This is a genomic window from Lacicoccus alkaliphilus DSM 16010, from assembly GCF_900142805.1.
In the GTDB taxonomy this organism is placed as follows: Bacteria; Bacillota; Bacilli; order Staphylococcales; family Salinicoccaceae; genus Lacicoccus; species Lacicoccus alkaliphilus.
On record NZ_FRCF01000003.1, the window covers coordinates 158,375 to 183,275 of the forward strand.

25 protein-coding genes and 2 riboswitches are annotated in these 24,901 nt (G+C 46.7%); of the genes, 14 read left to right on the forward strand and 11 right to left on the reverse strand.

Annotation, left to right across the window (positions count from 1 at the left end):
* The first annotated feature begins 28 nt into the window (after positions 1-28).
* The gene (locus tag BUA12_RS05455) at positions 29-502 is read left to right on the forward strand and encodes a glutathione peroxidase (protein ID WP_072709210.1); all 474 of its coding nucleotides are present in this window, start codon (positions 29-31) and stop codon (positions 500-502) included.
* A 148-nt stretch (positions 503-650) separates the two neighbouring features.
* Here BUA12_RS05455 and BUA12_RS05460 read toward each other — a convergent pair whose 3' ends face one another.
* Positions 651-1,091 (reverse strand): YtoQ family protein, encoded by a 441-nt coding sequence (locus BUA12_RS05460; RefSeq protein ID WP_072709212.1) that lies wholly within the window; start codon positions 1,089-1,091, stop codon positions 651-653.
* Positions 1,092-1,187: 96 nt separating this feature from the next.
* On the opposite strand from BUA12_RS05460, the gene BUA12_RS05465 reads away from it, so the two are divergent.
* From BUA12_RS05465 to mqo, 3 genes are all read left to right on the forward strand, one after another.
* Positions 1,188-1,856 (forward strand): HAD family hydrolase, encoded by a 669-nt coding sequence (locus tag BUA12_RS05465; protein WP_072709215.1) that lies wholly within the window; start codon positions 1,188-1,190, stop codon positions 1,854-1,856.
* Positions 1,857-1,869: 13 nt separating this feature from the next.
* Positions 1,870-2,199 carry a hypothetical protein gene (locus BUA12_RS05470; RefSeq protein WP_072709217.1) on the forward strand — a complete coding sequence of 110 codons (330 nt, stop codon included), beginning with the start codon at positions 1,870-1,872 and terminating at the stop codon, positions 2,197-2,199.
* 192 nt (positions 2,200-2,391) lie between these two features.
* Complete coding sequence (gene mqo, locus BUA12_RS05475; RefSeq protein WP_072709219.1) at positions 2,392-3,900, forward strand: malate dehydrogenase (quinone); 1,509 nt, start codon at positions 2,392-2,394, stop codon at positions 3,898-3,900.
* A gap of 39 nt (positions 3,901-3,939) precedes the next feature.
* On the opposite strand, the gene BUA12_RS05480 is transcribed toward mqo, so the two are convergent.
* The gene (locus tag BUA12_RS05480; protein WP_072709221.1) at positions 3,940-5,031 is read right to left on the reverse strand and encodes an aminotransferase class I/II-fold pyridoxal phosphate-dependent enzyme; all 1,092 of its coding nucleotides are present in this window, start codon (positions 5,029-5,031) and stop codon (positions 3,940-3,942) included.
* A gap of 348 nt (positions 5,032-5,379) precedes the next feature.
* Between BUA12_RS05480 and BUA12_RS05485 the strand changes: the two genes are divergently transcribed.
* Positions 5,380-6,213, forward strand: a complete 834-nt coding sequence (locus BUA12_RS05485) for an ICP22 family protein (RefSeq protein WP_072709223.1) — start codon at positions 5,380-5,382, stop codon at positions 6,211-6,213.
* A gap of 67 nt (positions 6,214-6,280) precedes the next feature.
* Here BUA12_RS05485 and argF read toward each other — a convergent pair whose 3' ends face one another.
* On the reverse strand, positions 6,281-7,285 hold the full coding sequence (argF, locus tag BUA12_RS05490) for an ornithine carbamoyltransferase (RefSeq protein WP_072709225.1): 1,005 nt from the start codon (positions 7,283-7,285) through the stop codon (positions 6,281-6,283).
* A 197-nt stretch (positions 7,286-7,482) separates the two neighbouring features.
* Positions 7,483-8,340: a prephenate dehydrogenase gene (locus BUA12_RS05495; RefSeq protein ID WP_072709227.1), complete on the reverse strand. Its 858-nt coding sequence runs from the start codon at positions 8,338-8,340 to the stop codon at positions 7,483-7,485.
* Positions 8,341-8,755: 415 nt separating this feature from the next.
* On the opposite strand from BUA12_RS05495, the gene aroF reads away from it, so the two are divergent.
* Positions 8,756-9,793: a 3-deoxy-7-phosphoheptulonate synthase gene (gene aroF / locus BUA12_RS05500; protein ID WP_072709229.1), complete on the forward strand. Its 1,038-nt coding sequence runs from the start codon at positions 8,756-8,758 to the stop codon at positions 9,791-9,793.
* A gap of 19 nt (positions 9,794-9,812) precedes the next feature.
* Positions 9,813-10,103 carry a chorismate mutase gene (locus BUA12_RS05505; RefSeq protein WP_072709231.1) on the forward strand — a complete coding sequence of 97 codons (291 nt, stop codon included), beginning with the start codon at positions 9,813-9,815 and terminating at the stop codon, positions 10,101-10,103.
* Between the two features lie 35 nt (positions 10,104-10,138).
* Here the strand turns inward: BUA12_RS05505 and BUA12_RS05510 are convergent, their stop codons facing one another.
* From BUA12_RS05510 to BUA12_RS05520, 3 genes are all read right to left on the reverse strand, one after another.
* Entirely contained in the window at positions 10,139-11,056 is a 918-nt protein-coding gene (locus BUA12_RS05510) for a homoserine O-succinyltransferase (protein WP_072709233.1), read from the reverse strand.
* Positions 11,056-12,333 carry an O-acetylhomoserine aminocarboxypropyltransferase/cysteine synthase family protein gene (locus tag BUA12_RS05515; protein WP_072709235.1) on the reverse strand — a complete coding sequence of 426 codons (1,278 nt, stop codon included), beginning with the start codon at positions 12,331-12,333 and terminating at the stop codon, positions 11,056-11,058. The genes BUA12_RS05510 and BUA12_RS05515 overlap by 1 nt, the downstream gene beginning before the upstream one ends.
* 57 nt (positions 12,334-12,390) lie before the next feature.
* A riboswitch (SAM riboswitch) is annotated at positions 12,391-12,489 on the reverse strand.
* A 128-nt stretch (positions 12,490-12,617) separates the two neighbouring features.
* Positions 12,618-13,976, reverse strand: coding sequence for an aldehyde dehydrogenase (locus BUA12_RS05520; protein WP_072709237.1), 1,359 nt, complete (start codon positions 13,974-13,976; stop codon positions 12,618-12,620).
* Positions 13,977-14,096: 120 nt separating this feature from the next.
* On the opposite strand from BUA12_RS05520, the gene BUA12_RS05525 reads away from it, so the two are divergent.
* From BUA12_RS05525 to BUA12_RS05540, 4 genes are all read left to right on the forward strand, one after another.
* Complete coding sequence (locus BUA12_RS05525; RefSeq protein WP_072709239.1) at positions 14,097-14,276, forward strand: hypothetical protein; 180 nt, start codon at positions 14,097-14,099, stop codon at positions 14,274-14,276.
* A 100-nt stretch (positions 14,277-14,376) separates the two neighbouring features.
* On the forward strand, positions 14,377-14,559 hold the full coding sequence (locus tag BUA12_RS05530) for a hypothetical protein (RefSeq protein WP_072709241.1): 183 nt from the start codon (positions 14,377-14,379) through the stop codon (positions 14,557-14,559).
* A 102-nt stretch (positions 14,560-14,661) separates the two neighbouring features.
* Positions 14,662-15,204 carry an NADPH-dependent FMN reductase gene (locus tag BUA12_RS05535; RefSeq protein ID WP_072709243.1) on the forward strand — a complete coding sequence of 181 codons (543 nt, stop codon included), beginning with the start codon at positions 14,662-14,664 and terminating at the stop codon, positions 15,202-15,204.
* Positions 15,205-15,268: 64 nt separating this feature from the next.
* The gene (locus tag BUA12_RS05540) at positions 15,269-16,057 is read left to right on the forward strand and encodes an N-acetylglucosaminidase (protein ID WP_072709245.1); all 789 of its coding nucleotides are present in this window, start codon (positions 15,269-15,271) and stop codon (positions 16,055-16,057) included.
* A gap of 71 nt (positions 16,058-16,128) precedes the next feature.
* On the opposite strand, the gene thiE is transcribed toward BUA12_RS05540, so the two are convergent.
* The 4 genes from thiE to fdhD all read right to left on the reverse strand — a co-directional run bounded on the left by thiE (position 16,129) and on the right by fdhD (position 19,458).
* On the reverse strand, positions 16,129-16,755 hold the full coding sequence (gene thiE, locus BUA12_RS05545; RefSeq protein WP_072709247.1) for a thiamine phosphate synthase: 627 nt from the start codon (positions 16,753-16,755) through the stop codon (positions 16,129-16,131).
* On the reverse strand, positions 16,748-17,527 hold the full coding sequence (gene thiM, locus BUA12_RS05550; RefSeq protein ID WP_072709249.1) for a hydroxyethylthiazole kinase: 780 nt from the start codon (positions 17,525-17,527) through the stop codon (positions 16,748-16,750). The genes thiE and thiM overlap by 8 nt, the downstream gene beginning before the upstream one ends.
* Positions 17,528-17,532: 5 nt before the next feature.
* Entirely contained in the window at positions 17,533-18,330 is a 798-nt protein-coding gene (gene thiD, locus BUA12_RS05555) for a bifunctional hydroxymethylpyrimidine kinase/phosphomethylpyrimidine kinase (RefSeq protein WP_072709251.1), read from the reverse strand.
* A 147-nt stretch (positions 18,331-18,477) separates the two neighbouring features.
* A riboswitch (TPP riboswitch) is annotated at positions 18,478-18,599 on the reverse strand.
* A 70-nt stretch (positions 18,600-18,669) separates the two neighbouring features.
* A complete protein-coding gene (gene fdhD, locus BUA12_RS05560; RefSeq protein WP_072709253.1) occupies positions 18,670-19,458 on the reverse strand; it encodes a formate dehydrogenase accessory sulfurtransferase FdhD in 789 nt (262 codons plus the stop codon).
* Between the two features lie 161 nt (positions 19,459-19,619).
* Here fdhD and BUA12_RS05565 point away from each other — a divergent pair, with 161 nt between their 5' ends.
* The 3 genes from BUA12_RS05565 (at position 19,620) to BUA12_RS05575 (ending at position 24,700) form a co-directional block, all read left to right on the forward strand.
* Entirely contained in the window at positions 19,620-20,909 is a 1,290-nt protein-coding gene (locus BUA12_RS05565) for an L-lactate MFS transporter (protein ID WP_072709255.1), read from the forward strand.
* Positions 20,910-20,986: 77 nt separating this feature from the next.
* Complete coding sequence (locus BUA12_RS05570; protein ID WP_072709257.1) at positions 20,987-22,276, forward strand: L-lactate MFS transporter; 1,290 nt, start codon at positions 20,987-20,989, stop codon at positions 22,274-22,276.
* Between the two features lie 66 nt (positions 22,277-22,342).
* Positions 22,343-24,700, forward strand: a complete 2,358-nt coding sequence (locus BUA12_RS05575) for an FdhF/YdeP family oxidoreductase (RefSeq protein WP_072709259.1) — start codon at positions 22,343-22,345, stop codon at positions 24,698-24,700.
* The last annotated feature ends 201 nt before the right edge of the window (positions 24,701-24,901 follow it).

Consider the following 24,901-nt stretch of genomic DNA (forward strand, 5'->3'; position numbering starts at 1 on the left):
ATATAATATTTTGTGAGGAGTGATATGAATGTCGATATATGATATCGAAGTTAGAAAGACAGATGGCAGCACTTATAAACTTGAAGAATATGAAGGGCATCCGATGCTGATCGTCAATACGGCAAGCAAGTGCGGTTTTGCCAATCAGTTCGACGGGTTGGAAAAGTTGTATCAGGATCATAAAGAGGAAGGGCTGATCGTCCTTGGCTTCCCGAGTAACGAGTTTGGGAATCAGGAACCGGGGAGTGCTGAGGATGCAGAGGAAAGCTGCAGATTGAACTATGGTGTGACCTTCCCCATGCACGAAAAAATCGAAGTGAACGGGGACAACCAGCACCCTCTGTATGAGCTTCTGAAATCTTCACAAAAAGGTTTGTTCACCGATAATATCAAGTGGAACTTCACCAAGTTCCTGGTGGATAAGGATGGCGAAGTTGTGGAACGATTCTCTCCAAAAACCAAGCCGGAAAATATAAAAAAGGACTTGGATAAAGTTTTGTAACGGCAGTCGTTACAGGGATGAAATTCACAGTACCGGGGGTCCAAAGTCCGATGAGTCCAAACGATAACGCTGTGGCAACGCATTCGGCATAAATTAGAAATCATAAAAACAGGACAATGTTTCACGGGAAACATTGTCCTGTTTTCAGCTATTCATAAATGTAACTGATGACTTCGATCGCCTGTTCCACAGTCTCAACCGTGACGTCGGCCTTGTTGGAGAGTTCTTTCAGAGCATGAATTGCGCTTTCAGGTCTGATGATGATCAACGGCTTGCCAAGATTGATTGCAGTTGTGGCATCCATTGTCGTATTCCACTGTTTGTATTTCTCACCGTATAGTGCAATTACAAAGTCCGCTTTGTTCATCAGTACAGTCGTCCTGAAATTATTTATACTCGAGGCGGCATCATCTTTGAAATAGTCGGTGGGTTGCCTGCCAAGTATATTTTCTCCGATATTGTCCGATAAGTCATGATTGGTCTGCGGACCGACAAAATGCAACTTGAGATCTTTTTCTTTTGATTTTTTTTTGACATCCTCACGCCAGTCATCATGAATCTGTCCTGCGAGATAAACTGTAAACTCCATCAATCATTTCCTCCTTAAAATCAACTTATATATACTCTACTATAATTGTGTTAACATATACATTGAAATGAATTGTTCTGATAAGGATGTGGCAAAATGAAAGTTGCATTGTTCGATTTTGACGGTACCCTGTACCCGGAGGAAACATTTGATATTCTGATTGAGAAGATTAAAGGACATCCTGAATACAAAAGCATTTATAAAAAATTCATCAGAAACTTTGCACCCATTTATATCGGTTACAAAATGAAGCTGGTCCCCAAAATCAGGATGCAGAATAAAGCGCTTGAAAAGTACATCCAGGCATTCAAAGGGAAAGATCAGCAGGAAATTGAAGCGTTTTTCCATGAGGTTGCAGATGGTATGGCAGAAGACCTGCGGCCCGACCTAGTAGGACGCCTGAGGAGTCTGAAAGAGGAAGATTATTATATCGTCCTGATTTCAGGGGCTTTCATGCCGCTCCTGGAAGGTGTATTCAAGTCGGGACATGTGGACTATATATTCGGGTCTGTCATCCATTATGACAATGGCATGCTGGATATTAAAAAGCGGTTCAACAGATTGCACTCGGACATGAAGGTTGAAATTCTCATGGACCATTTCAAATCATGCAAAGTGAAAGTGGATTGGAAAAACAGCGTAGCTTTCAGCGATAGTTATTCGGATTTGAAAATGTTAGAATTGGTTGGAAACCCGGTGGCAGTGGAACCGGATGAAAAGCTGCTTAAGATAGCGACGGAGAAAAATTGGCAAATATACAGTTAAGGAGTGCTGGTTTATGGATTTGACAGTAATTGAGGAACACGAATTATATCCGACTGAAAAGATCGGGCCTGCGTTGCAAGGTACTTTGATATATAAAGTTGGTGGACAGACTGAATTTGAAGGGGCATATATTACAACGAGCGAACGTCTCATAATGAGCGTGGATATGAATGGAGAGCCCTATAAGCGTGTATTCAGTTACCAGGATATAGTCAGGGTCTTTGCAGAACAAGACGCCTTATTCCTCGAGTTCCCGGAAGGCATGGGTAAGATTGCGATGATCGATATCACAAAAGGTGACAGGCAGGAATTCACTGATTTCGTAGGTGGAAAATTAAGCTGAAGCAGAGTCCGGCAGGACTCTTTTTTAATTAGTATGACACAATTTCTGAACTGTATGGCATACTCAGACGAAATACCTTTATTCATCCGGCTAAAAAGAGTATAATGTATTAATGATAATACATTAAAAATGAAGCCTTCTGTCCGAAACGGCCGGGGGTTCAAAGTATGCAAAAGGAGAGCGCGATAAGTTATGAGTCAGTCAAATGATAAAAAAGAAATAATTTTAATCGGAAGCGGTATCATGAGCGCAACGCTCGGTACCCTCATCAAGCAACTTAACCCTGATTGGAACATCAAAGTTTTTGAGAGGTTGGAAAGCCCGGGTCAGGAAAGCTCTGATGCGTGGAATAATGCAGGCACCGGCCACTCTGCGCTGTGTGAGTTGAACTACACTCCCGAGATGGCGGATGGTTCGCTTGATATCAGCAAAGCAGTGAAGATTAATGAACAATACCAGATTTCCAAACAGTTTTGGGCATTTCTTGTGGAACAGGGTATGCTTGAAACACCTGAGAAATTCATAAAGCTCGTCCCTCATTTGAGTTTCGTTGAAGGTGAAAAGAATGTCGAGTTCCTGAAAAAACGTATTGAAGCCCTGGCTGAAAACCCTTTGTTCGAAGGTATGGAGTTTGCAGATGATTATGAAACATTGAAAGAATGGATACCGTTGATGATGGAAGATCGTGAGCCCGGCCAGTCGATTGCTGCAACTAAGATAGACACTGGAACGGATGTGAACTTCGGTGCGCTTTCACGCAAATTGTTCTCCCTCATGGAAGAACAGGGTGTTGAAATGCACTATAAACATGCTGTTGAGAATTTTAAGAAGCTGGATAATGGAAAATGGCAGGTGGAGGTCGAGGACCTTGCCACCGGAAAGAAAGAATTCCACATCAGCGACTTCGTCTTCATAGGCGCAGGCGGTTACAGCCTGCCGCTGCTGCAGAAAACGGGCATAGAAGAATCAAAGAATATAGGAGGCTTCCCGGTGGGCGGGATGTTCCTTGTATGCAGCGACGAAGAAATCGTCGATAAGCATGATGCAAAAGTTTATGGAAAGGCGAAGATAGGTGCCCCTCCCATGTCCGTGCCGCATCTTGATACAAGATATATAGACGGTGAAAAGAGCCTGCTGTTCGGACCATTTGCAGGTTTTTCTCCAAAGTTTCTTAAAACAGGATCGAATATGGACCTGATCAGTTCAGTAAAGCCTTATAATGTGCTGACGATGCTTTCTGCAGGTGCAAAAGAGCTTGGTCTGACAAAATATCTCATTCAACAAGTGCTGCTCTCCAATGAGGATCGCATGGAAGAATTAAGGGAATTCATCCCGAGTGCCAAATTGGAGGATTGGACGCTTACGGTGGCTGGTCAGCGTGTGCAGGTGATAAAGGATACCGATGAGAAGGGGAAGGGGACACTTCAGTTCGGTACCGAAGTGATAACGTCATCAGATGGCACTGTTGCCGCGCTTCTCGGCGCTTCCCCAGGCGCATCGGTATCGGTGGAAGTAATGCTGGATATACTCAAGCGGTGCTTTCCTGAGGACTATGGCAGCTGGGAAGATAAAATCAAAGAAATGGTGCCTTCATACGGTATAAAACTTTCGGAACACCCTGAAAAATTCGAGGAAATACACGATCATACATCAAAACTGTTAAAACTGTATTCAGATGAAGATAGTGTATTATTAAGTTAAAAAGAAGCGATTCAATCGAATCGCTTCTTTTTTATATATTTAACCGATTTTACTTTCCTGTAGTGCATTGTCCAGGTCGTCCCTGATATCTTCAAATGCTTCGATGCCGACGGAGAGCCGAATCAGGTGCTGGTCGATCCCTCTTGCTTCACGTGCATCTTCAGGCATGTCCGCATGTGTCTGCGTAAAAGGGAAAGTAATGAAGGTCTCAGTGCCTCCGAGACTTTCTGCAAAGGTGCACAGTTTGACATTTTCAAGAAGCCGGGCGACCTCATGATTCTTTTTCAACCTCAGGCTGAGCATTCCTGTACAGCCGGAATATAAAACTTCTTCCACAGCACCATGATCTTCAAAATGCTCCGCAAGTGCTCTTGCGTTCTCCTGGGCACGTTCCATCCTCAAGTGGAGTGTCTTCAACCCCCGGATCAGCAGGTAGCTGTCGATGGGAGATAATGTTGCTCCGATCATGTTATGATAGGCTGCGAGTTTCTCACCCAGAGCTTCATCCTTGACCGTTACTACGCCGCCCAATACATCGTTATGCCCGCCGATATACTTGGTTGCAGAATGCAAAACTATATCAGCGCCCTGCTCAAGCGGACGGGAGAGATATGGCGTGAGGAAAGTATTATCTATGATGGTAAGTATATCGTTTCTTTGAGCGATATCAATCAAGTCCTCCAAAGGGGCTTTAATCATTGAAGGGTTGGTGATGGGTTCTATAAAGAATGCTTTTGTATGATCGCTCACAGCCTGCTGCACTTCTTCAGGGCGGGTGAAATCCACATATTTGAATGTAATATCATACTGTTCTGTATAGAAATCAAATAATCTGAAGGTGCCACCATATAAATCAAAACTGACAAGAATTTCATCCCCGGGCCTGAACAAGTTGCACACCAGCTGTACCGCGGCCATGCCGCTGGAAGTGCCAAGTGCACAGCTGCCGCCTTCCAAGTCAGCGAAAGCTTCTTCAAACTGGGTTCTTGTCGGATTTTTGGTCCGGGTATAATCAAATCCTGTCGATTCACCGAGTCCGGGGTGCTGATATGCTGTCGCAAGATATATAGGATTTGTAGTCGCCCCGGTGTGATCGTTTACTAATGATAACTGTGAAAGTCTAGTATCCATTAAATACCTCCAAATTCTTAGGATTTGATTATTAGAATCAATATTATAAACAATTCATGACAAAGTCAATATAAGGAATGAGGAGAATCCCCCCTATAAAATAAAATTACAGTATAATTAACGTTATATAATGGATCTTAAATGAAATAGAAACCAGTATTAAAATATCGACTTTTTAATGATTTATAACGCTAAAAAGACTATACATACAATATTTAAAGGCATTTATAATGACGGTCGCACCATCGTTATAACACCGTTAGCTCATATTGATTTAAGAAAAACACTGGTTATTGATCAGTATTGCCGTTATAATAAGTATTAACGTTTAATGCGGAGGTAATTAATATGAAAGAACTGAACCAATCGGTGTTTTATACGACTGCCCAGGTGACGGAACTTGTGGAGCTGTCCGATCAAAACGTAAGGAAATATGTGAGGCTGTTGGAAGACAGGGAGTATGAAGTCGCGAAAGACGAACATAACAGAAGGTTATTCTCAGCGAACGATATACTTGTATTGAGAGCACTCATTAAAAAAGCCAAGAAACCTGGTCATACACTTGAATCTGCAGCGGATGAAATCATTGATGAGGTCGGTGAGATCATCTCCGGTGATGCTCACTACGTGACGCCTAACAACGACAACGATGAAGTGAGGGAGATGTTCTCACATGTCATTACGAGACTCGATGCAATCCAGGAAGAGAATCGGGATCTGAAGTACAATATCCGAAATCTCGTTGAAAGGCTGGAGCGTTATGATGCTGATAATGCCCAACGTTACATAGGATATGTCAATGCACTCGAAAATAATGATGCGGATCAAAGACAGGGGAGTATTGAAGGGGAAGGAACGGAAGCAACCCTGAGCCATGATCAAAAAGATTGGGATAACGCTGAAAAAGATGATACTGAAGATGGATTCCACCATGAAAATAACGTTGCACCAGGCGATGCAGAGCCTGGTGCTGAAGAGAAAGATGAACAGGGGGAAAAGGCGCCTTCAGTGAGCGAATCACCTGGGCAGGGCAACATAGATATGAATGCTTATGGTGAGGCATCCGGATCCGGGAAGGGGGCGGATGAACGAGCCACTTCAGAGGAGCAAGGAAAGTCCGATGTCGGGTCCCGGGAAAAAGGCGGCTTCCTTGACGGGCTGTTCAGGATGTTCAGGAAATAATACAATTGAAAATGTGCAGAACGAAACACCCCGGAAACATCATCGTTTCCGGGGTGTTTCGTTTTATCTAATGCACATTACCGCATGTCACTGCAAGCAGTGCTTTAATGGTATGCATCCTGTTTTCTGCCTGATCAAAAACTTTTGAAGCAGGACCTCTGAAAACATCATCAGTCACTTCCATGCCGTTCACGCCAAACTTTTCATATGCAAGTTTACCGGCGTCCGTCGCTGTGTCGTGAATGGCCGGCAGGCAGTGTAAAAATATCGTTTCGGTGCTGCCGCTCATATCCATGAGTTCCTGGTTCACCTGATAGTCGGACAATAGTTGGAATCTCTCCTCAAGCGCATCTTCTTCACCCATCGAGACCCATACATCGGTGTAGACGACATCGCTTCCATACATGCCATCTTCCCTGTCGGAAGTGACCAGCAGTTTGCTGCCGGAATTTTTCGCAATATCGTGTGCCAACTTTTGTACTGAAAGTGCAGGCTGCAGCGATTCGGGTGCAAGTATATGTACATTGGCCCCTAAAATAGCACCTGTCACAAGCAATGAATGTGCGACATTGTTTCTTCCGTCACCGACAAAAGTGATCGTCTTGCCTTTATAAGTGCCCAGATGTTCTTTTATGGTCAGGAAATCCGCAAGCATCTGTGTCGGATGCCAGTCATCCGTCAAAGCATTCCAAATCGGTACATCGGCATGCGCCCCGAGAGTCTCTACAGTCGCTTGTTCACTGCCCCTGTAAGCGATGCCGTCAAACATGCTGCCCAAGACTTTGGCAGTGTCTTCCACAGATTCCTTCGACCCAAGCTGGATGTCGTTCTTATTCAGGTACTCGACATTTGCGCCGAGTTTCGTCGCAGCGACGGTGAATGCCGAGCGTGTACGTGTCGACTGCTTTTCAAAGATTAATGCAATATGCTTCCCGCTCATGAACCGATGAGGTATGCCGTGCTGCTCCTTGGTTTTCAAATCGTCCGCAAGGTTGATCAGCACTTCAAGATCATCTTTTGAAAAGTCAATTTCCTTTAAGAAATTCTTACCGTAAAACTTGTTTAATTTGATTTGCTTTGCCGCCCCATGTAACCATCTCCTATTAAGTTAATAATTCATATTATACATAAAATACACGATATTGCAAATAAATATTTAATAAATTGCATATTAATTAATGCAGAGAGGATTTTTGGAATAGTCATATTTCAAGAAGGAGGGTTCCTGTATAAAAAATGCAGAGCCGAAGTGCGGCCCTGCATTCCTTTTCAATCCGGCATGTCGAGATCATGGAGGTCATGGTACCTTTTGCGTGACTCCTTCATCATCTCTTCCATCGTTTCAATATCCTCATCACTGATCGCCGTAGATAACTTGTCGAGCTGGAAAGTGAATTCATCTATATGCTTCTGGAGATAATCTTTATTCATCATGAACAACTCCGGCCATAACTTCTCGTTGATGTTCGTTATTCTCGTCAGGTCCCGGTAACTGTCGCCAGTATATTTTTTCGTATTGCGGTCGACGTCATCACTGTTTATGAGGGAAATTGCTATGACATGTGCAAGCTGGCTTGTAAACCCGATGACATCATCATGGAATTCAGGTGATATTTCCGAGATGTTGCGAAATCCGATCTTTCTTACAAAATCTTTAAGGCACTCGATATTATCCTTTTTGTTCCTCTCCGTTGGTGTGATAAGATAATTTGCACCTTTGAAAACTTCGCTGCTCGCATATTTCAGCCCGCGGTTTTCACGCCCGGCCATCGGATGGCCAAAAATGAAGTCGACTTCTGGAGGCAGTTTATCTTCTATTTCAGCTATGATCTGCCTCTTGATACCGGTCACATCCGTAATGATCGTATTCTCTTTGAAGAGGGCATAGTACTGGTCTATGATATCCACGATGACTCTTGGATAGACTGCGAAAATGATGAAGTCGGCTTCCGGGATGATATCCTTCGGGTCGGTATAACCTTTTTTGATCAGCTGCTGGTTTTCCGCCAGATGCAATGCTTCTTCATCCACATCGATGGCATAGACGTTATGATCGCCTCCGCACTGCTGGATGGCCTGCGCAAAAGAGCCCCCGATGTTTCCAAGGCCGATGATGACTATGTTCATAGAATACCTCCAATATGATTATATTTGTGAGTATATAGCTAAATGATTGATACGACAAGATTTTTAAAAGTCTGAACATTTTAATATTTAAGGTTGACAAATAAATGACCACGACATATAATGACAATCAACACATTACAAATTGGAGCGATTATTATGTTGGACTCAAGCATTCAACAATCAAATATTAATCAGTATTACTTTAGCTATTTTTGATGCCGTTTGTACACATCATTGCGTACAAACGTAAAACTAATCAAAGTTTGTATCAGTGATGGCTAAAGCATTTTGTGATGTCCAGCCATTTATATATAAGTGGCTGGAGGCACGGACTTCAATATTGATTCATCAACTGCCACTTATCTATATTATAGGTGGCAGTTTTATTTTTAAATTCATTGGGAGGTTTTTTTGTATGATTATTCATGTGACACATGATGCAAAAGAAAGTGAGATTCAAACATTGGTTTCAAATATTGAGAATGCGGGGTTCCGCGCTCACCGTTCCGACGGTGAAAGAAGGACGATCATCGGATTGATTGGTGATACATCGCGTGTGGACGAAAATGACTTCAAAAAGTACAGTATCGTGAAGTCCGTCTTCAGGATCCAGTCGCCGTACAAGAAAGCGAACCGACGGTTCCATGAGGATGACAGCGTCATCGACATAGATGGCGTCAAAGTGGGCGGCAGCCACTTCATGGTATGTGCAGGACCATGTTCTGTCGAAAATGAAGATGACACCGTTGAGCTTGCCAAAGCTTTGAAGGATGCCGGAGCGAACACTTTAAGAGGCGGTGCGTTCAAACCGCGTACATCCCCTTACAGTTTCCAGGGTCTCGGCATCGAAGGCCTGCGCATCCTGAATACTGCGAAGGAAGAGACAGGTCTGCCGATCGTTTCTGAACTCATGGGCACCGAGCATATTGATGAGTTTGTGGAGATGGTGGACGTCATCCAGGTTGGTGCACGTAACATGTCGAACTTCGACCTGCTTAAGGCACTCGGACAGACAGATAAGCCAGTACTCTTAAAGCGCGGCATGTCGGCAACGATTCAGGAATGGCTGATGTCTGCAGAGTACATCATGGCGGGTGGAAATGACAATGTGATTTTCTGTGAGCGCGGCATCCGTACATTTGAAACGGCGACACGCAACACCCTTGACCTTCAGGCTGTACCGGTGATTCAAAAAGAATCCCACCTGCCGATCGTCATCGATCCGTCCCACGCTGCAGGAACAAGATATGTCATCCCTTCCATGGCCAAGGCGGCTACAGTTTCTGGTGCGAACGGATTGCAGATTGAAGTGCACCAGGACCCCGAAAATGCATGGAGTGACGGCCAACAATGCCTGACACCTGCAGAATTCAAAGATCTGATGCAGCACATCAACATCCTGGCCGAAATGGAAGGCAAGACGATCACAAATGAAACAATCGTTCAAAAATAATTAATAAGGAGGAGTCCCCATGAGCAGGCATGAAGAATTACGAAGAGAAATTGATGAAATTGACCGGGAGTTGATGCGCTTGTTTGAAAAGAGGATGCAGGTGTCGGAAGAAATCGCTCAATATAAATATTCCCGTGACATCGCTGTATTCGATTCATCACGTGAGAAAGAAGTGATCGCCAAAAATGTATCTTTGATTGAAAAGCAGGATTTAAAACTTTATGGTGAATTATTCATCAAAAATCTCATGGGACTCTCCAGGAAGCATCAAAATGACAGTATCAATCATATGAAAGTTTCCCAAAAATAATAAAAAGAAGAGTACAGGCCCAGCCTGTACTCTTCTTATTTTTCGAGATCCTTCAAATCATAGTAAGTGTTCTGGTAAGTCTCATTCAGCCAGTTATTGAATAAAAGGTGCCCATGGGACTTCCAGTTGAAATGAGGCGGATTATGCGAATCATCCTGCGGGAAGTAGTTATGCGGCATGCCCACATCCACTCCCTTTTCAATATCCCTTTCATATTCGGTCTGAAGAGTATCTCTTTCATATTCGAGATGACCGAAAATATACAGTTCCCTGCTGTCAGCTGTACTTAAAATGTCGGGCCCGAATTCCGGATGGACGGAAAGCACCTTCAGGCCGGGGTGCCGGTCAAGTGTTGAGAAATCCATTCGTGTATGCCTGGACTGCGGAACATCGAACTGATCATCAAACCCTCTCACCAGAGGATGTTCAGGGAGTATGTTTTTATACTTGAATATGCCGAACAGTTTGCCCGGCAGAATGACCTTGTCAAACCCGTAGTAACGGTTGAGTGCGAATTGTGCACCCCAGCAAATGAAGAACCTGGAAAATACATGGGTTTCCGACCACTTCAATATTTCTTCAAGTTCTTCTATATAATCCACCTGGTCGAAATCGAGCTTCTCCACCGGTGCACCTGTGACGATCATCCCGTCGAAACGTTCATCCCTGATTTCATCCAATGTACGGTAGAATTTCTGGAGGTGACTGGTCGGGGTGTTCCTGCTCTTATGGGTCTCCGTATATAAAAACTCTATATCCACCTGTAATGGTGTATTCCCGAGCAGCCGGAGCAGATGAAGCTCCGTCTCTTCCTTTTTCGGCATCAAATTCAATATCACGATGCGCAGTGGACGTATGTCCTGGGTCATCGCCCTGGATGCATCGATCGTATAGACATTTTCAGCTTCCAGTCTCGTTCTTACGGGTAATCCTTCAATTATTTTTATTGGCATTAAATCGCATCCAAACCTTTATTGATATCATCTATTATATCATCAATATGCTCCAATCCTACAGAGAGGCGCACCGTCTCCGGCTTTACACCGCCTTCGGCCTGCTGCGCTTCGGTCAGTTGTGAATGTGTCGTGGAAGCGGGGTGGACGACGAGTGATTTGGCATCGCCGACATTTGCAAGCAGTGAGAACAGTTCAAGTGCCTCGATGAACTTCTTGCCGGCTTCGTATCCGCCTTTCACACCGAAAGTGAAGATTGAACCTGCACCTTTCGGCAGATATTTTTCCTGAAGCGATTTATACGGGCTGTCAGGAAGACTTGCAAAATCGACCCACTCCACTTTTTCGTGCTGTGATAGATGTTCCGCCACTTTCCTCGCGTTCTCGACATGTCTTTCCATCCTTAAAGACAGAGTCTCGATGCCCTGTGTCAAAAGAAATGAGTTGAAAGGTGAAATCGCAGCACCGGTGTCCCGCAGCAACGTCGTCCTGACCTTATATGCAAAAGCCTGATTGCCGAAAGTATCTGCGAAGACAAGTCCGTGATATGAATTGTCAGGCTCACTCATACCCGGATACTTTCCGCTTTTCCAGTCGAAGTTGCCGCCGTCCACGATGATGCCGCCGATGGAGGTCCCGTGCCCCCCCAGGAATTTCGTTGCTGAGTGCACGACGATATTGGCACCGTGCTCGATTGGACGGCACAGGTAAGGTGTGGCGAAAGTGTTGTCCACTATGAGGACGATGCCGTTTTCCCGGGCTATTTTCGAAAGTGCTTCAAGATCCTCGATGTTGCCTTCAGGGTTACCGATCGTCTCCACAAAAATTGCTTTCGTATCATCTTTTATTTCACGTGAAACGTCGTCCACATTTTTTGTATTGACGAGTGTCACATCGATGCCGAACTTCTTCAGCGTATGTGTGAACAGTGTATGTGTACCACCGTAAAGGCTGGTTGTTGAAACGATATGGTCGCCTGCGTCGGCAACACCTTGGATGGCATAAGTGATGGCGGCCATTCCTGAAGCGACTGCGAGTCCGGCTGTGCCGCCTTCCAGTTCTGCCACCCTCGTTTCCAGCGCAGCGGTGGTGGGGTTGGTGATGCGGGTATATATGTTGCCGGCTTCCGCCAGTCCGAAAAGATTGGCACCATGTTCAGTATTATCGAAGACATAGGAAGTCGTCTGGTAAATCGGCAACGCGCGTGAATTCGTTTCGGAATCGACCACCTGGCCGGAATGCAGCTGTTTTGTTTCAAACTTGAAATCTTTTGACATGATAATTTTCCTCCCTGAAAAAAATAAAGAGCCTGCCGAATTCAGCAGACTCTGATCTGCTCATCTCCCGGGGGTGGCCCCGGCTGGAATTGGCACCTTACTTAAAAGGTTGCCGGACTTCGTCGGGCCAGTTCCCTCCGTCGCTCTTGATAAGCCATATTCAATATTGCGTCTAATATTACAATCTAAAGCAAGGTCTGTCAAACATTTTATAAAATTATAAATTGCGTGACAAATGATATTTTGAAATTCCAGCAACGTATGGCGTTACAACTTCCATACCTTTACTTCCATATATATCTCAGGAGTTTCTGAAGGGGTCTGAAATTTGGATAACGCAGCGGTATATCAAACAGCGTCGTCTGGTGCAGGATGCTTTTTTGATGGGTAAAAGTATCGAAGGAATAACGCCCGTGATATTTCCCCATGCCGCTGTATCCACGCCCCCCGAAGGGGAGATGAGGTGTCGCGAGGTGGAACATCGTATCGTTGACCGCACCGCCTCCAAAAGGGATGTTTTTAATCACGTGGCGCGCTGCTTTCCCATTATTTGTGAATACATAGAGTGCCAGCGGGTCCGGCATATCCCGGACATCAATCATGGCTTTCTCCAGGTCGTCGAAGCCGAGCACCGGCAGCACGGGTCCGAAAATCTCCTCCTGCATCGAAGGATGGCTGAAATCGGCATCCTGAATGATCGTCGGCTCTATCATGCGTATCTCTTTGTGGGAGCGCCCGCCATAGGCGATGTCGCCTGTGATATAGCTGTGGACACGTTTGAAGTGTTTGTCATTGATGATCTGCATGTACTCTTCGGCTTCAAATTCCTTATTGTAAAACTTGTGGGTGTAGTGCTTCAAATATCCCACGAGTTCATCTTTGATGATGTTGTCTGCATATACAAAATCCGTGGCGACACATGTCTGGCCGGCATTCATGAACTTGCCCCACACAATCCTTTTCGCTGTCAGTTTCAGATCCGCATCTTTTAAAACGATGCTTGGGGACTTCCCTCCCAGTTCAAGTGTTACGGGGGTGAGGTGCTTTGAAGCAGCCTCCATGACGATTTTACCGACTTGGGAACTGCCGGTATAGAAGATGTAATCGAAAGGCAGCTCAAGAAGCTGCTGATTCGTTTCGATGCCGCCCTCAATCGTAGTGACATACTTTTCTGGAAATGCATGGCCGATGAGGTTGGAGATCACCGCGGAAACATTGGGTGTATGCTCAGAAGGTTTCAATATGGCAGTATTGCCTGCACTGAGCGCACCGACGAGAGGTGCCATCGCCAGGTTGAAGGGGTAATTCCATGGTGAGATGATCAGGGTCACCCCGAAGGGTTCCTTATAGATCTTGGAACTGGAACCGAAATGGGTGGCCGGTGTCTTAACCTTCACCGGTGCTGCCCATTCTTTCAAGTTTTTTATATGAAAGTTGATCTCGCTGTAAACGATGCCGACTTCAGTCAGGAATGCATCACTTTCATTCTTGTTATAATCCTCCCTCATGGCGGTCATGATGTCATCTTCATATAGTTTAATGGCATCTTTCAGCTGTTTTAAGGCCATTATACGGACATCCGATGGCAGGGTGCTGTGAGTCTGGAAAAATTGCTTTTGTTTATGGAAAACAGAATCATACATAAAAATCACTCCTCTGGATTATTGTACCCGAATTAAAAGGAAGTAATTAAAGGAGAAATAGATTGCTTTATAAATAAAACTGCTTATACTTAAGTTACTTCAATGATAAGGGTGATGATTATGGTCCACGAGCTGAATATATTCGGCGGCAGTCTGACAAATTACCAGCTTAGCGAAGCCTTGGATATTCCTATTGAACGAGTGCAGGACATTTTGAGCGGCGATGTTTCATTGGGAGACTTATGCCCTGAAACTTTGAAGAAAGTGCACCAATTGGAAGAGGCATTGTTCAGCAGCTAAAACAGTAAATAGATGTGTTCATCATATTCTTGCAGAATGGAAATAATGTGGTATAATTAGTTATTGCTACTTATTCGATACTGTTAAAGAAGGTGACTTTATGAGCACAGAATTAAACCTTTCACTCCTCGTGGAAAAACTGACGGCATACCAAATTAGTCGAGCTGTAAGTATCGATATGGATCTGGCGCAGAAAATTGTGGATGAAGAAGTTAGAATTGAAGAGTTACCCTCTGACGTTTACGATAAATTGGAAGAATTGAATAGCAAGTTAATGAACTGAGACTTTTGAAGTCTCTTTTTTTACATCTTTTGACGTATGGGAATATATCCTGTATAAATGGTATGATTAATACAGTAAATATTTTGATAAAGGAGCCGGCTTATGAATCTGCTGATCATTTCCGGGAGTCCGTTCCCGGGTTCAAGTGCAGCTTTTTTGGCAGAAGAAATCAAAGCACAGATTGAACAGCCTGAAAATCATGTTGAAATCATAGATTTATGTGAGTGGGATATCCCGCTTCTCGGGTCTCCGTCCACTGAAGAAGTTGAAAAGTTTAAAGACATTGCGAGGGAAGCGGATGCCATCATTATAGGCACGCCGAATTTCCACACTTCATTTTCCGGCATTTTGAAAAATGCACTGGATCACCTGTCGTTCGATCAGTTCGAGGACAAACCGGTCGCACTGTACTGTACGAGCGGCGGTATGAGGAACACAGACCCGCTGGCACAGCTCAGGATAGTGATGCGGGGCCTCCATGCATTGACGATACCGACCCAGGTCTGTGCAAGCAGCACCGATTATGAAAAGAATGAGGAAGGCGAGTACGCCTGGCTCAGCGATGAGATGAAGCAGAGGATTGCAAGGATGCTGGACTCTTTAATCACCCTTGCGACTGTGACGAAAAGTAAGCATCATATTTGATGCTTACTTTTTTTGAAGTTAAGTTGTAATATAAGAGTATTCAATCACGCAAAGGATAAAGACTATGTTTAACGAAAATAAAGATGAGTTGCCATTATTGTTACTTAGCCTGATCATGGGAGTTTTCGTCATCACGTTCATATATTCTGAACTGACCGGCGGTGACAGGAACCGTTCACCATACTCTTTTGAAGAGGCAGTTGCATTACAGGTCGAAAAGGATACTCAGGATGTGACGATTCAGGACGGACGTCTGACGCATGCCGACGAAGAGCAGATCAGGCATTACATGCAGACGGATGAAGGGCATTACCCGCTGCAGCACCTGGATTTGAAAGAGAAGGTGGACGTCGATGCCGAAACTTTGGATGTTATTCTGGAGGGCAGGGGAATGCTCGAGGGATACGGGGCGACATACCTTGAAGCGCAAAATACCCACGACATAAACGTCTTGTATTTGATCAGCCATACACAGATAGAAACCGGCAACGGGGATTCCGACCTTGCCCGGGGCATAGAAACGGACGGCACGACATATTACAACTTCTTTGGCATCGGCGCTTTCGACCGCCGGGCGCTGGAAGCAGGATCAAGTTATGCAGCCGAGAAGGACTGGTCCTCCCCTGAACGCGCCATCATCGGGGGGGCGGAGTTCATCAGCCGGAACTACGTCAATAACGGTCAGGACACCCTTTATAAGATGAGATGGAACCCTGAAGAGCCGGGCACACATCAGTACGCCACCGATATCAGATGGGCAGTCATAATCGCTGACATCATGGCCTCGCATTATAACAATCACGGGATCGAACCGGGGGAGCTCAAATTTACGGAATACCGGGAAGATGAGTGAGGAAATCAAAATCGGATTCGGAACCTCGATCGAGGTTCCGAATCCGATTTTAATTTAAATGAAGGCCTTCTTCATAAACTTAAGAAGCGTCTCACCGCCTGTCCCACATCCTCAGCACCGGCAATCGCAGAAATCACTGCTGCACCGTCTGCGCCTGCATCCAGACACGCCTTGTAATTTTCATGGGTGATGCCTCCGATCGCGACCATAGGCAGAGGACCAACCTGATTGCGCATCCATTCAAGGCCCGTTATGCCGATGGCCTCGCCTGCATCATCTTTAGATTGTGTGGCGAATACGGGGCCTGTACCTATATAATCGACCTCCTGCAGGTCACTTGCGGCAAGTTCATGTGCATTGCCGACAGAGAGCCCGACGATTTTTTCGTCGAACCATGCTGACAGGTCGGCGGGCGGGATGTCATCCTGTCCGATATGGAGGCCGTCCGCACCGGCCTCCATGGCAAGCGCTGCATCATCATTGACGATGAAAGGCACGCCGTATTCCAGTGTCAGTGCCCTCACTGATCGGGCAAAATCCAGCAGCGCCCTGCCCTGAAGCGCCCCTTCGCCTTTCTCACGGAGCTGGAACATCGTGATGCCTGCCTCCAGCGCCTGCCGGATCACTTCCAGGCTCCTTTCGACATCCCCTTGATCCGAACCATATACGAAATAAAGTTTCAAATCCTTTTTATTCATGATTCCTGATGTCCTTGTCCGCGAGCAATGTGTCCTCATTCAGGTGCAGCGCGTCAATGAAATTCATCCTGAACGCAGCCGGACCCGCACTTTCCGATGCAGCGGATTCGGCACACAAATTATAATAGCTCACCGCATCCAATACACCGGTGTTGAATGCTTCACTTCTGGATGTGAATGCAAGTATCACGGCACCAAGCAGGCATTCGGAGCCGGTGATCCTGCCCTGGAACTCATGGCCGTTATGGAGCGTATAGCGCCGGGTGCGTGTGACGAGCGCATCCGCTTCTCCTGTGACCAGCACCGGTATGTTAAGGCGTTCGAATGCGGCTTCGGCAATTTCAAGGGCATCACTCGTCTCGGTCGAGTCGACGCCCCTCGAAGTGCTCTCCAGGCCCGCCAAAGCCATCATTTCACTTTTGTTCCCTTTGACGAGGGCAACATCATATTTTTCAAGCAATTCGTCGACAAGGTTTTTCCTGAAATCGGAAGCGGGATAACCGACCGGATCGAGGACCAGCGGCACATTGTTTTTATTGGCCGCTTCCGCCATCTCAAACATCAGCTCTTTCTTGCCCTCATCCGCAGTCCCGATATTAATCAGAAGTCCGTCTGCTGCCTGCATGAGCGCTGCGGCTTCGCTTTTCTCCCCGCTCATGATGGGTGAAGCGCCCATCGCCAGCAGGCCGTTCGCCGTAAGATCTTTGACGACGTCATTCGTTATGCAGACGATGAGCGGTGGTCTTCCTCTCAACTCTTGTAAAATGGACATATTCATCATTCCCCTTCATATGCAAAATGGTTGATTGGGCCGTTTCCTCCGCCCAATCCGGGAGCTTCCTGGATCGCTTTTGTTATATAATTCTTACCGGTGCGGAATGCCGCTTCCAGCGGCTTGCCCCTGGCAAGTTCCGCCGTGATGACTGCTGAAAATGTGCAGCCGGTGCCGTGGGTATGCTCGGTATCCACCCTGGCTGAAGAGAGTGTCGTCTCTTTATCCTTTTCAAAAAGGTAATCGACTGCATCGCCTTTCAGATGTCCGCCTTTGATGATGACACTCTGCACTCCAATGTCCCCGATGAATATTTTGGCGGCTTTTCTCACATCCTCTTCATTTTCGATGGTGAGACCTGCCAGCTTTTCTGCTTCCGGGATGTTCGGCGTGACCGTGAGGGCTGTCGGCAGCAATTCTGAGCGCAGGTAATCTATGGCCCCCTCATCGATCAGGTTATCCCCCGATGTTGAAATCATGACCGGGTCGATTACGAAAGGCAGCTGATATTCCTCCACATATTTTTTTATCACCCGCATCATTTCCTCGGTCGCGATCATACCGCTCTTCATTGCATGAGGAACTTCATCCGTAAAGATGCTTTTCAGCTGGGCATCCAGAAAATCAGCGGGTACATTGTAGGCGCCCTGGACCCCGAGAGTGTTCTGTGCAGTCAGTGAAGTGACCGCGGCCATTCCATAAACGCCGCGTGACTGAAATGATTTGATATCTGCGATGACGCCGGCCCCGCCTGTGGGATCGGTCCCTGCAACCGTCAGTGCAATTGGTAAAGTGATTGACATTCTCACCCATCCTTCCTTTCACCAGAATAAAAAGCCCGCTTCCGGCAATATATCATTGCGGAAGCGGGCTTAGTGATATAAATAACAGCACACACCAAAAGTGCATCGTAGTCTATAGATGTATTTATTTGGTCAGCTGTTTGACATTTATGTACTAAACCACTTCCTTACGCTGGTATTACCCAGATCAAGTCGAAGGGATCAGCACTTTACGGATCATCATCTCCGGAAATCTGCTGTCTCAGCTCAATGCACCCCTAGTGGTACTGTTATTTACTTAATTTCATGATAAATGTGCCGTCCATGTAAGTCAAATGACAAATTCAATATTCTGAAGAATCATTCACTTTCCCGGATGCGCCATGGATGACTGTAAATATTGAATGAATCGCCGCGGACGAATCCAACGGCAGTGATGTTCAAGTCCTCGGCAAGTCCGATGGCCAGGTCGGTCGGTGCCGACTTGCTCAGCACGATTCCCACGCCGATCTTTGCCGCCTTGGTGAGCACTTCGGATGAAATCCGTCCGCTGAAGACAAGGACTTTGTCCCTGACCGATATGTTGTTCCGGACGCAGTGGCCGTACAATTTATCCAATGCGTTATGCCGGCCGATATCGCCGCGGTGGACGACGGTTTTGTCCGGACTGCCGAGGCTCGCGTTATGGATGCCGCCGGTCTCCTTGAAGATCGTGCTCGTCGTCTGCATCTCGACCATCAACCTGCTGATCTGCTCCGGCGTGAGTGTCGTTTTGCTCATCGACACCTTGGCCGTATCCACATCATTCTGAAAATAAAACTGTCGGCTTTTTCCGCAACATGAGCCGAGGATCCGTTTTGAATACTGGAAGTGATCGGTCGGTATCGACTTGTTCAGCGTGATGTGGCAGAAACCTCCCCTGTCATCGAGGTTGAGGGATTGAATATCTTCGTATGAGCGGATGGCGCCCTCGGATGCAAGGAACCCGATGATCAGTTCCTCCAGATGATCCGGGGAGCAGACCAGGGTCACGAATTCGATGTCATTTATATATATGGTCAGTGGGAACTCCACCGCCACCATATCGCCCTGCTCAGAAAATTGTCCGCCCTGATATTTGACGATTTCTCTTTCTGTCGTGATTTCCATTTTATAACCTCTTTTAAAAATATATTCAAAAAACAGTCACAAATCAGTAACAAATTATTGTCGTGCTCGTGACGAACCGATATAATGCATTATAGCAAACATAATACATTTTATATCCAAAGGTATTCAATGTAAAATTTTAAGCTTATGGGGGAAAAGAAATGGAAGTGAAGAAAAATCGCTGGTTGATAGCACTTGCAGCTGTCGGAATCCACATATCCATCGGATCTGTGTACGCGTGGAGTGTATTCACCGGGCCGCTCCAGGAATCGATCGGCTGGTCATTGTCTGATGTGTCGTTCACGTTCAGTCTCGCCATCTTGTTTTTGGGACTTTCGGCGGCATTCATGGGGCATTTTGTTGAAAAATACGGTCCAAGGGCTTCCGGCCTTGTATCGACGTCGTTTTTTGCGCTCGGTATGGCGACTGCAGGATATGCAGTACAGATTGAAAGCCTGTGGATGCTTTATCTTGGATACGGTGTATTTGGCGGCATCGGTCTTGGAATCGGTTACATCACGCCTGTCTCGACACTTGTCAAGTGGTTCCCTGACAGGAGGGGCATGGCGACGGGGCTCGCAATCATGGGCTTCGGCTTCGCAGCGATGATCGCCTCGCCGGCCATGGAGTTTCTCATGAACGAATTCAGCATCGCAGCAACATTCTACATACTGGCAGTCATTTATTTCATTGTGATGCTGGCAGCGAGCCTGTATCTTGAAAGGCCGCCTGAAGGATATGTACCTGAAGGCATGAAGAATACGGACGATTCTCCTAAGGAAGTGAAGAGGGATTATGTCCAGTTGACTGCGAATGAGGCAATCAAGACGAAGCGCTTTTATTTCCTGTGGTTGATGTTGTTCATCAACGTGACCTGCGGGATCGCCATCCTGGCGGTCGCAAGCCCGATGGCGCAGGAAATCACCGGCGTGACGGTGGCGGCTGCAGCACTCATCGTGGGTGTCATGGGGGTATTCAACGGCGCCGGCAGACTGATATGGGCATCAATCTCGGATTATATCGGCAGACCGAATGTGTACACCATTTTCTTCGCCATTCAAATTGTTGTGTTCGCAGTACTGCCGGCCGTCACGAATGAATACTTGTTCGCGATATTGCTGTTCATCATGATTTCATGCTACGGCGGGGGCTTTGCGTCGATACCGGCCTACATCGGTGATATCTTCGGCACGAAGCAGCTCGGCGCGATTCATGGCTACATCCTTACGGCATGGGCTGCAGCAGGTCTTGCAGGCCCGTTCATCGTTGCGGAGATTTATGAGGCTACGGCAAGCTACACATTGACACTGTATATATTCACTGCGATGTTTGTTGTGGCACTGATCATATCATTATGGATCAGGGTGGATATTAAGAAACTTAAGGAGGCTGCGGGTGAAACAGCCGGCAGGACTCAGGGGGTCCAGGATAAACCGCAGACAGCTGAGTAGATATCCTTTCTGAAACATATGCATTTATATGATAACCATATTTAATGTAAATTTTTGAACTTATGGGGGAAAAGGGGATGGAAGTAAAAAAAAATCGATGGTTGATAGCGCTTGCAGCCGTCGGAATCCATATATCGATCGGATCTGTATACGCGTGGAGTGTATTCACCGGTCCGCTCCAGGCATCAATCGGCTGGTCATTGTCTGATGTATCGTTCACATTCAGTCTTGCGATCTTATTTTCAGGACTTTCGGCAGCCTTCATGGGGCATTTTGTCGAAAGGTATGGTCCGAGGGCTTCCGGGTTAGTCGCGACAACATTTTTTCTGATCGGTATGGCGGCTGGAGGTTATGCTATACAGATTGAAAGCCTGTGGCTTTTGTATGTCAGTTATGGTGTATTTGGCGGCATCGGCCTCGGGATCGGTTACATCACGCCTGTATCGACACTGATCAAATGGTTCCCGGATAAAAGGGGAATGGCGACGGGGCTCGCAATCATGGGCTTCGGCTTTGCCGCCATGATCGCATCCCCGGCCATGGAATTCCTGATGAATGCCTTCAGCATTCCGGCGACATTCTATATACTCGGAGTCATTTATTTCCTCGTGATGCTGGCAGCGAGCCTGTATCTTGAAAGGCCGCCCGAAAACTATGTGCCTGCAGGCATGAAGAATGCGGATGATTCTCCTAAGGAAGTGAAGCGGGACTATGTCCAGCTGACTGCGAATGAGGCGCTCAAAACAAGGCGCTTTTACTTCCTGTGGTTGATGTTGTTCATCAACATCACCTGCGGGATCGCCATACTTGCCGTGGCCAGTCCGATGGCCCAGGAGATCACCGGTGTGACGGTGGCGGCTGCAGCACTCATCGTAGGCATCATGGGTGTGTTCAATGGCGCCGGCAGACTGATATGGGCATCCATTTCGGATTATATCGGCAGGCCGAATGTATACACCATTTTCTTTGCGATTCAGATAGGGGTTTTCGCAATACTGCCGGCAGTCACGAATGAATACTTGTTCGCCATATTGCTGTTCATCATCATTTCATGCTACGGCGGCGGTTTCGCTGCGATGCCCGCCTACATCGGCGACATCTTCGGGACGAGGCAGCTCGGTGCGATCCACGGCTACATTTTGACTGCATGGGCTGCAGCAGGTCTTGCAGGCCCGCTCATCGTCGCCGAAATTTACGAAGCGACGGCAAGCTACACATTGACGCTGTATATATTCACTGCGATGTTTGTAATGGCGCTCATCCTTTCACTGCTGATACGCGCTGATATCAGAAAGATCAAGGAAAGTGCCGGTGAAACGACTGCGAGTTCACAAACTGTCCATCATAAACCGCAGACAACTGAGTAAATATCCTTTTTAAACATATAAAATTAATGTATAATATATATATTATGGATAAAAGGAGTGTCATGAATGGGTAATACTTTACACCCGGGTCCTATTAATAAAACAAAGAAATGGGATTCCAGTCTATGGGTCAGCCCTGTACCTTTTGGTATCACTAAAGTCAAACCAAGACATATAATAGATTCAGCCAAAATTGCATGGAAAAATAAAGACAACCTGAACTATGCCAAAAACATAATCTTAAAAGGTGTTTGTGACGGATGTGCGCTCGGCGTAGGCGGTCTACAGGACCAGACTTTGACGGGCCCTCACGTATGTACGACCCGATTCAACGTTTTAAGACTGAATACAGCACCACCGATCGAGCCCAGGATCCTGCATCAGGACATCAATGAGCTCAGAAAGCTCAGCTCGTCCGAGCTCCGTGAACTGGGCCGCATCCCCTATCCGATGATCCGCCGCAAAGGTGAAAATAAATTCACGAGGATTTCATGGGATCAGGCAATGGACACAGTCGCGGACAAGATGAAAAAACTTGATCCGAAACAATACGCATTTTACTTAACGAGCCGCGGCATCACCAACGAATCATACTACGTGGCTGCGAAGACTGCACGTTATCTTGAGACGAACAACATCGACAACGCATCAAGGATTTGTCACTCACCGAGTAAATCGGCACTGAAGCGCTCTGTCGGCGTCGGTGCTTCTACATGTAACTATCAGGACTGGCTGGGCACGGATGTCCTGGTATTCTGGGGCAGTGTCGCTTCAAACGCGAGCCCTGTATCCACAAAATATATGATGGAAGCCAAGAAGCGTGGTACAAAAATCATCGTCATCAACCCTTACAAAGAGCCGGCGATGGAAAACTACTGGGTGCCTTCAGTCGCCGAATCTGCATTATTCGGTACGAAACTTGCCGATGACTTCTATGAAGTGAACATCGGCGGGGACATCGCATTGATGCATGGTATCATGAAGCATTGGTTTGAAATGGAAGAAGCCGTTCAAGGTTCGGCGATCAACCATGAATTCGTCCGTGAACATGTGAATAACTTTGAAGAGCTGAAAGAAACGGTTGAAAGCCAGTCATGGGATGCAATCGTAAAATCTTCAGGCATCTCCAAAGACAGGATCGTTGAACTCGGCAACCTGCTTGCACAGTCCAAAAACGGCGTGATGGTATGGGCGCTCGGCCTCACTATGCACAAGCATGCAACGGACAACATCTCACAAGTTGCAAACCTCGGCCTCCTGCGCGGATGGCTCGGACGTAAATATAACGGCCTTATGCCGCTCCGTGGACATTCAAGTGTCCAGGGCTCGGGCGAAATGGGTGCAGATCCATTCTCACTGCCGGGCGGAGACTACGATGAAATCAACACCGAAAGAATCGAAAAGCTCTGGGATTTCGAATTGCCGAAATGGCCTGGGGATTCAGTCGGTGTGACGATTGAAAACGCGATGCTGCCTGAAGACAGCGAACGCAAGTTGAAGCTTTACTACATGTCGGGCGGTAACTTCCTTGAGACGATGCCGGATCCGGACTTTGTGAAAGATGCGCTGGAGAACCTTGACATCCGTGTGCATCAAGATATCATCCTGAATACATCCACACTGCTGGATGCGAAGGAAGCGGTCATCGTACTGCCTGCGAAGACACGTTACGAGCAGGACGGCGGCGGCCTGTCGACTTCAACGGAGAGAATGGTCTACTTCTCTCCTGAAATCGAAGGCAACCGTAACCGCATCGCAGAAGCGCGCAGCGAGTGGAAGATCTACCTCGACCTTGCTAAGCGTGTGAAACCTGAAGATGCACATCTGATCGACTTCAAATCCGGACAGGAAATCCGTAATGAGATCGCTAAAGCGAACCCTCAGTATGATGGTGTCCAGTACTTGAAGAAAGCCGGAGATGTTTACCAGTATGGCGGGGCATGGTTGTGTGAGGGCGGCGTTTGTCCGACCCCGGACGGCAGAGCGAACCTGATCAGCATGGACATCCCTGACAACAATGCGAAAGCGGGAGAGTTCAAGCTCCTCATGCGTCGCGGTAAGCAGTTCAACTCCATGGTGTACGGGGACAAGGATGCGTTCAACCATATGGGCCGCTATGGCGTCCTGATGAGTGAAAGTGACGCGCGCCGCCAGGGTCTTGAGGAAGGCGAAGCGGTTGTTCTCTACAACAAGAACGGGGTCTTCCAAGGCTTTGTACAGCATGCAGACATCAAGGACGGCAACGTCGGTGTCCTATTTCCGGAAGGCAACTACCTCGTCGAAAAAGGCATCTACGAAAACTTCGTTGAAATGCCGGATTACGTGACGGATGTGAAAGTGGAGAAAGCGGACCACTTCAATGCCAATAAAGACCGTCAGTATTATGAAAAATCAATTCCGGATCTGGAAGATAATCCAAACTAAATAAGCGCCGGGAAAGAGGCAGGACTTCGGTCCTGCCTCTTTTGTCGTGAGGGGCGGTCCTTATGGAGGCGGGAGTACACAGCAGCCTCCCCAAGTGTTTTCCTTGGTGGACGAACAGGAATCCCCGCCTGATGCCTCTGTTAAAATCAGGCTGTATATGGTAGCATATGTAATCATTATAAACTTTTTTACTGGAGGGAA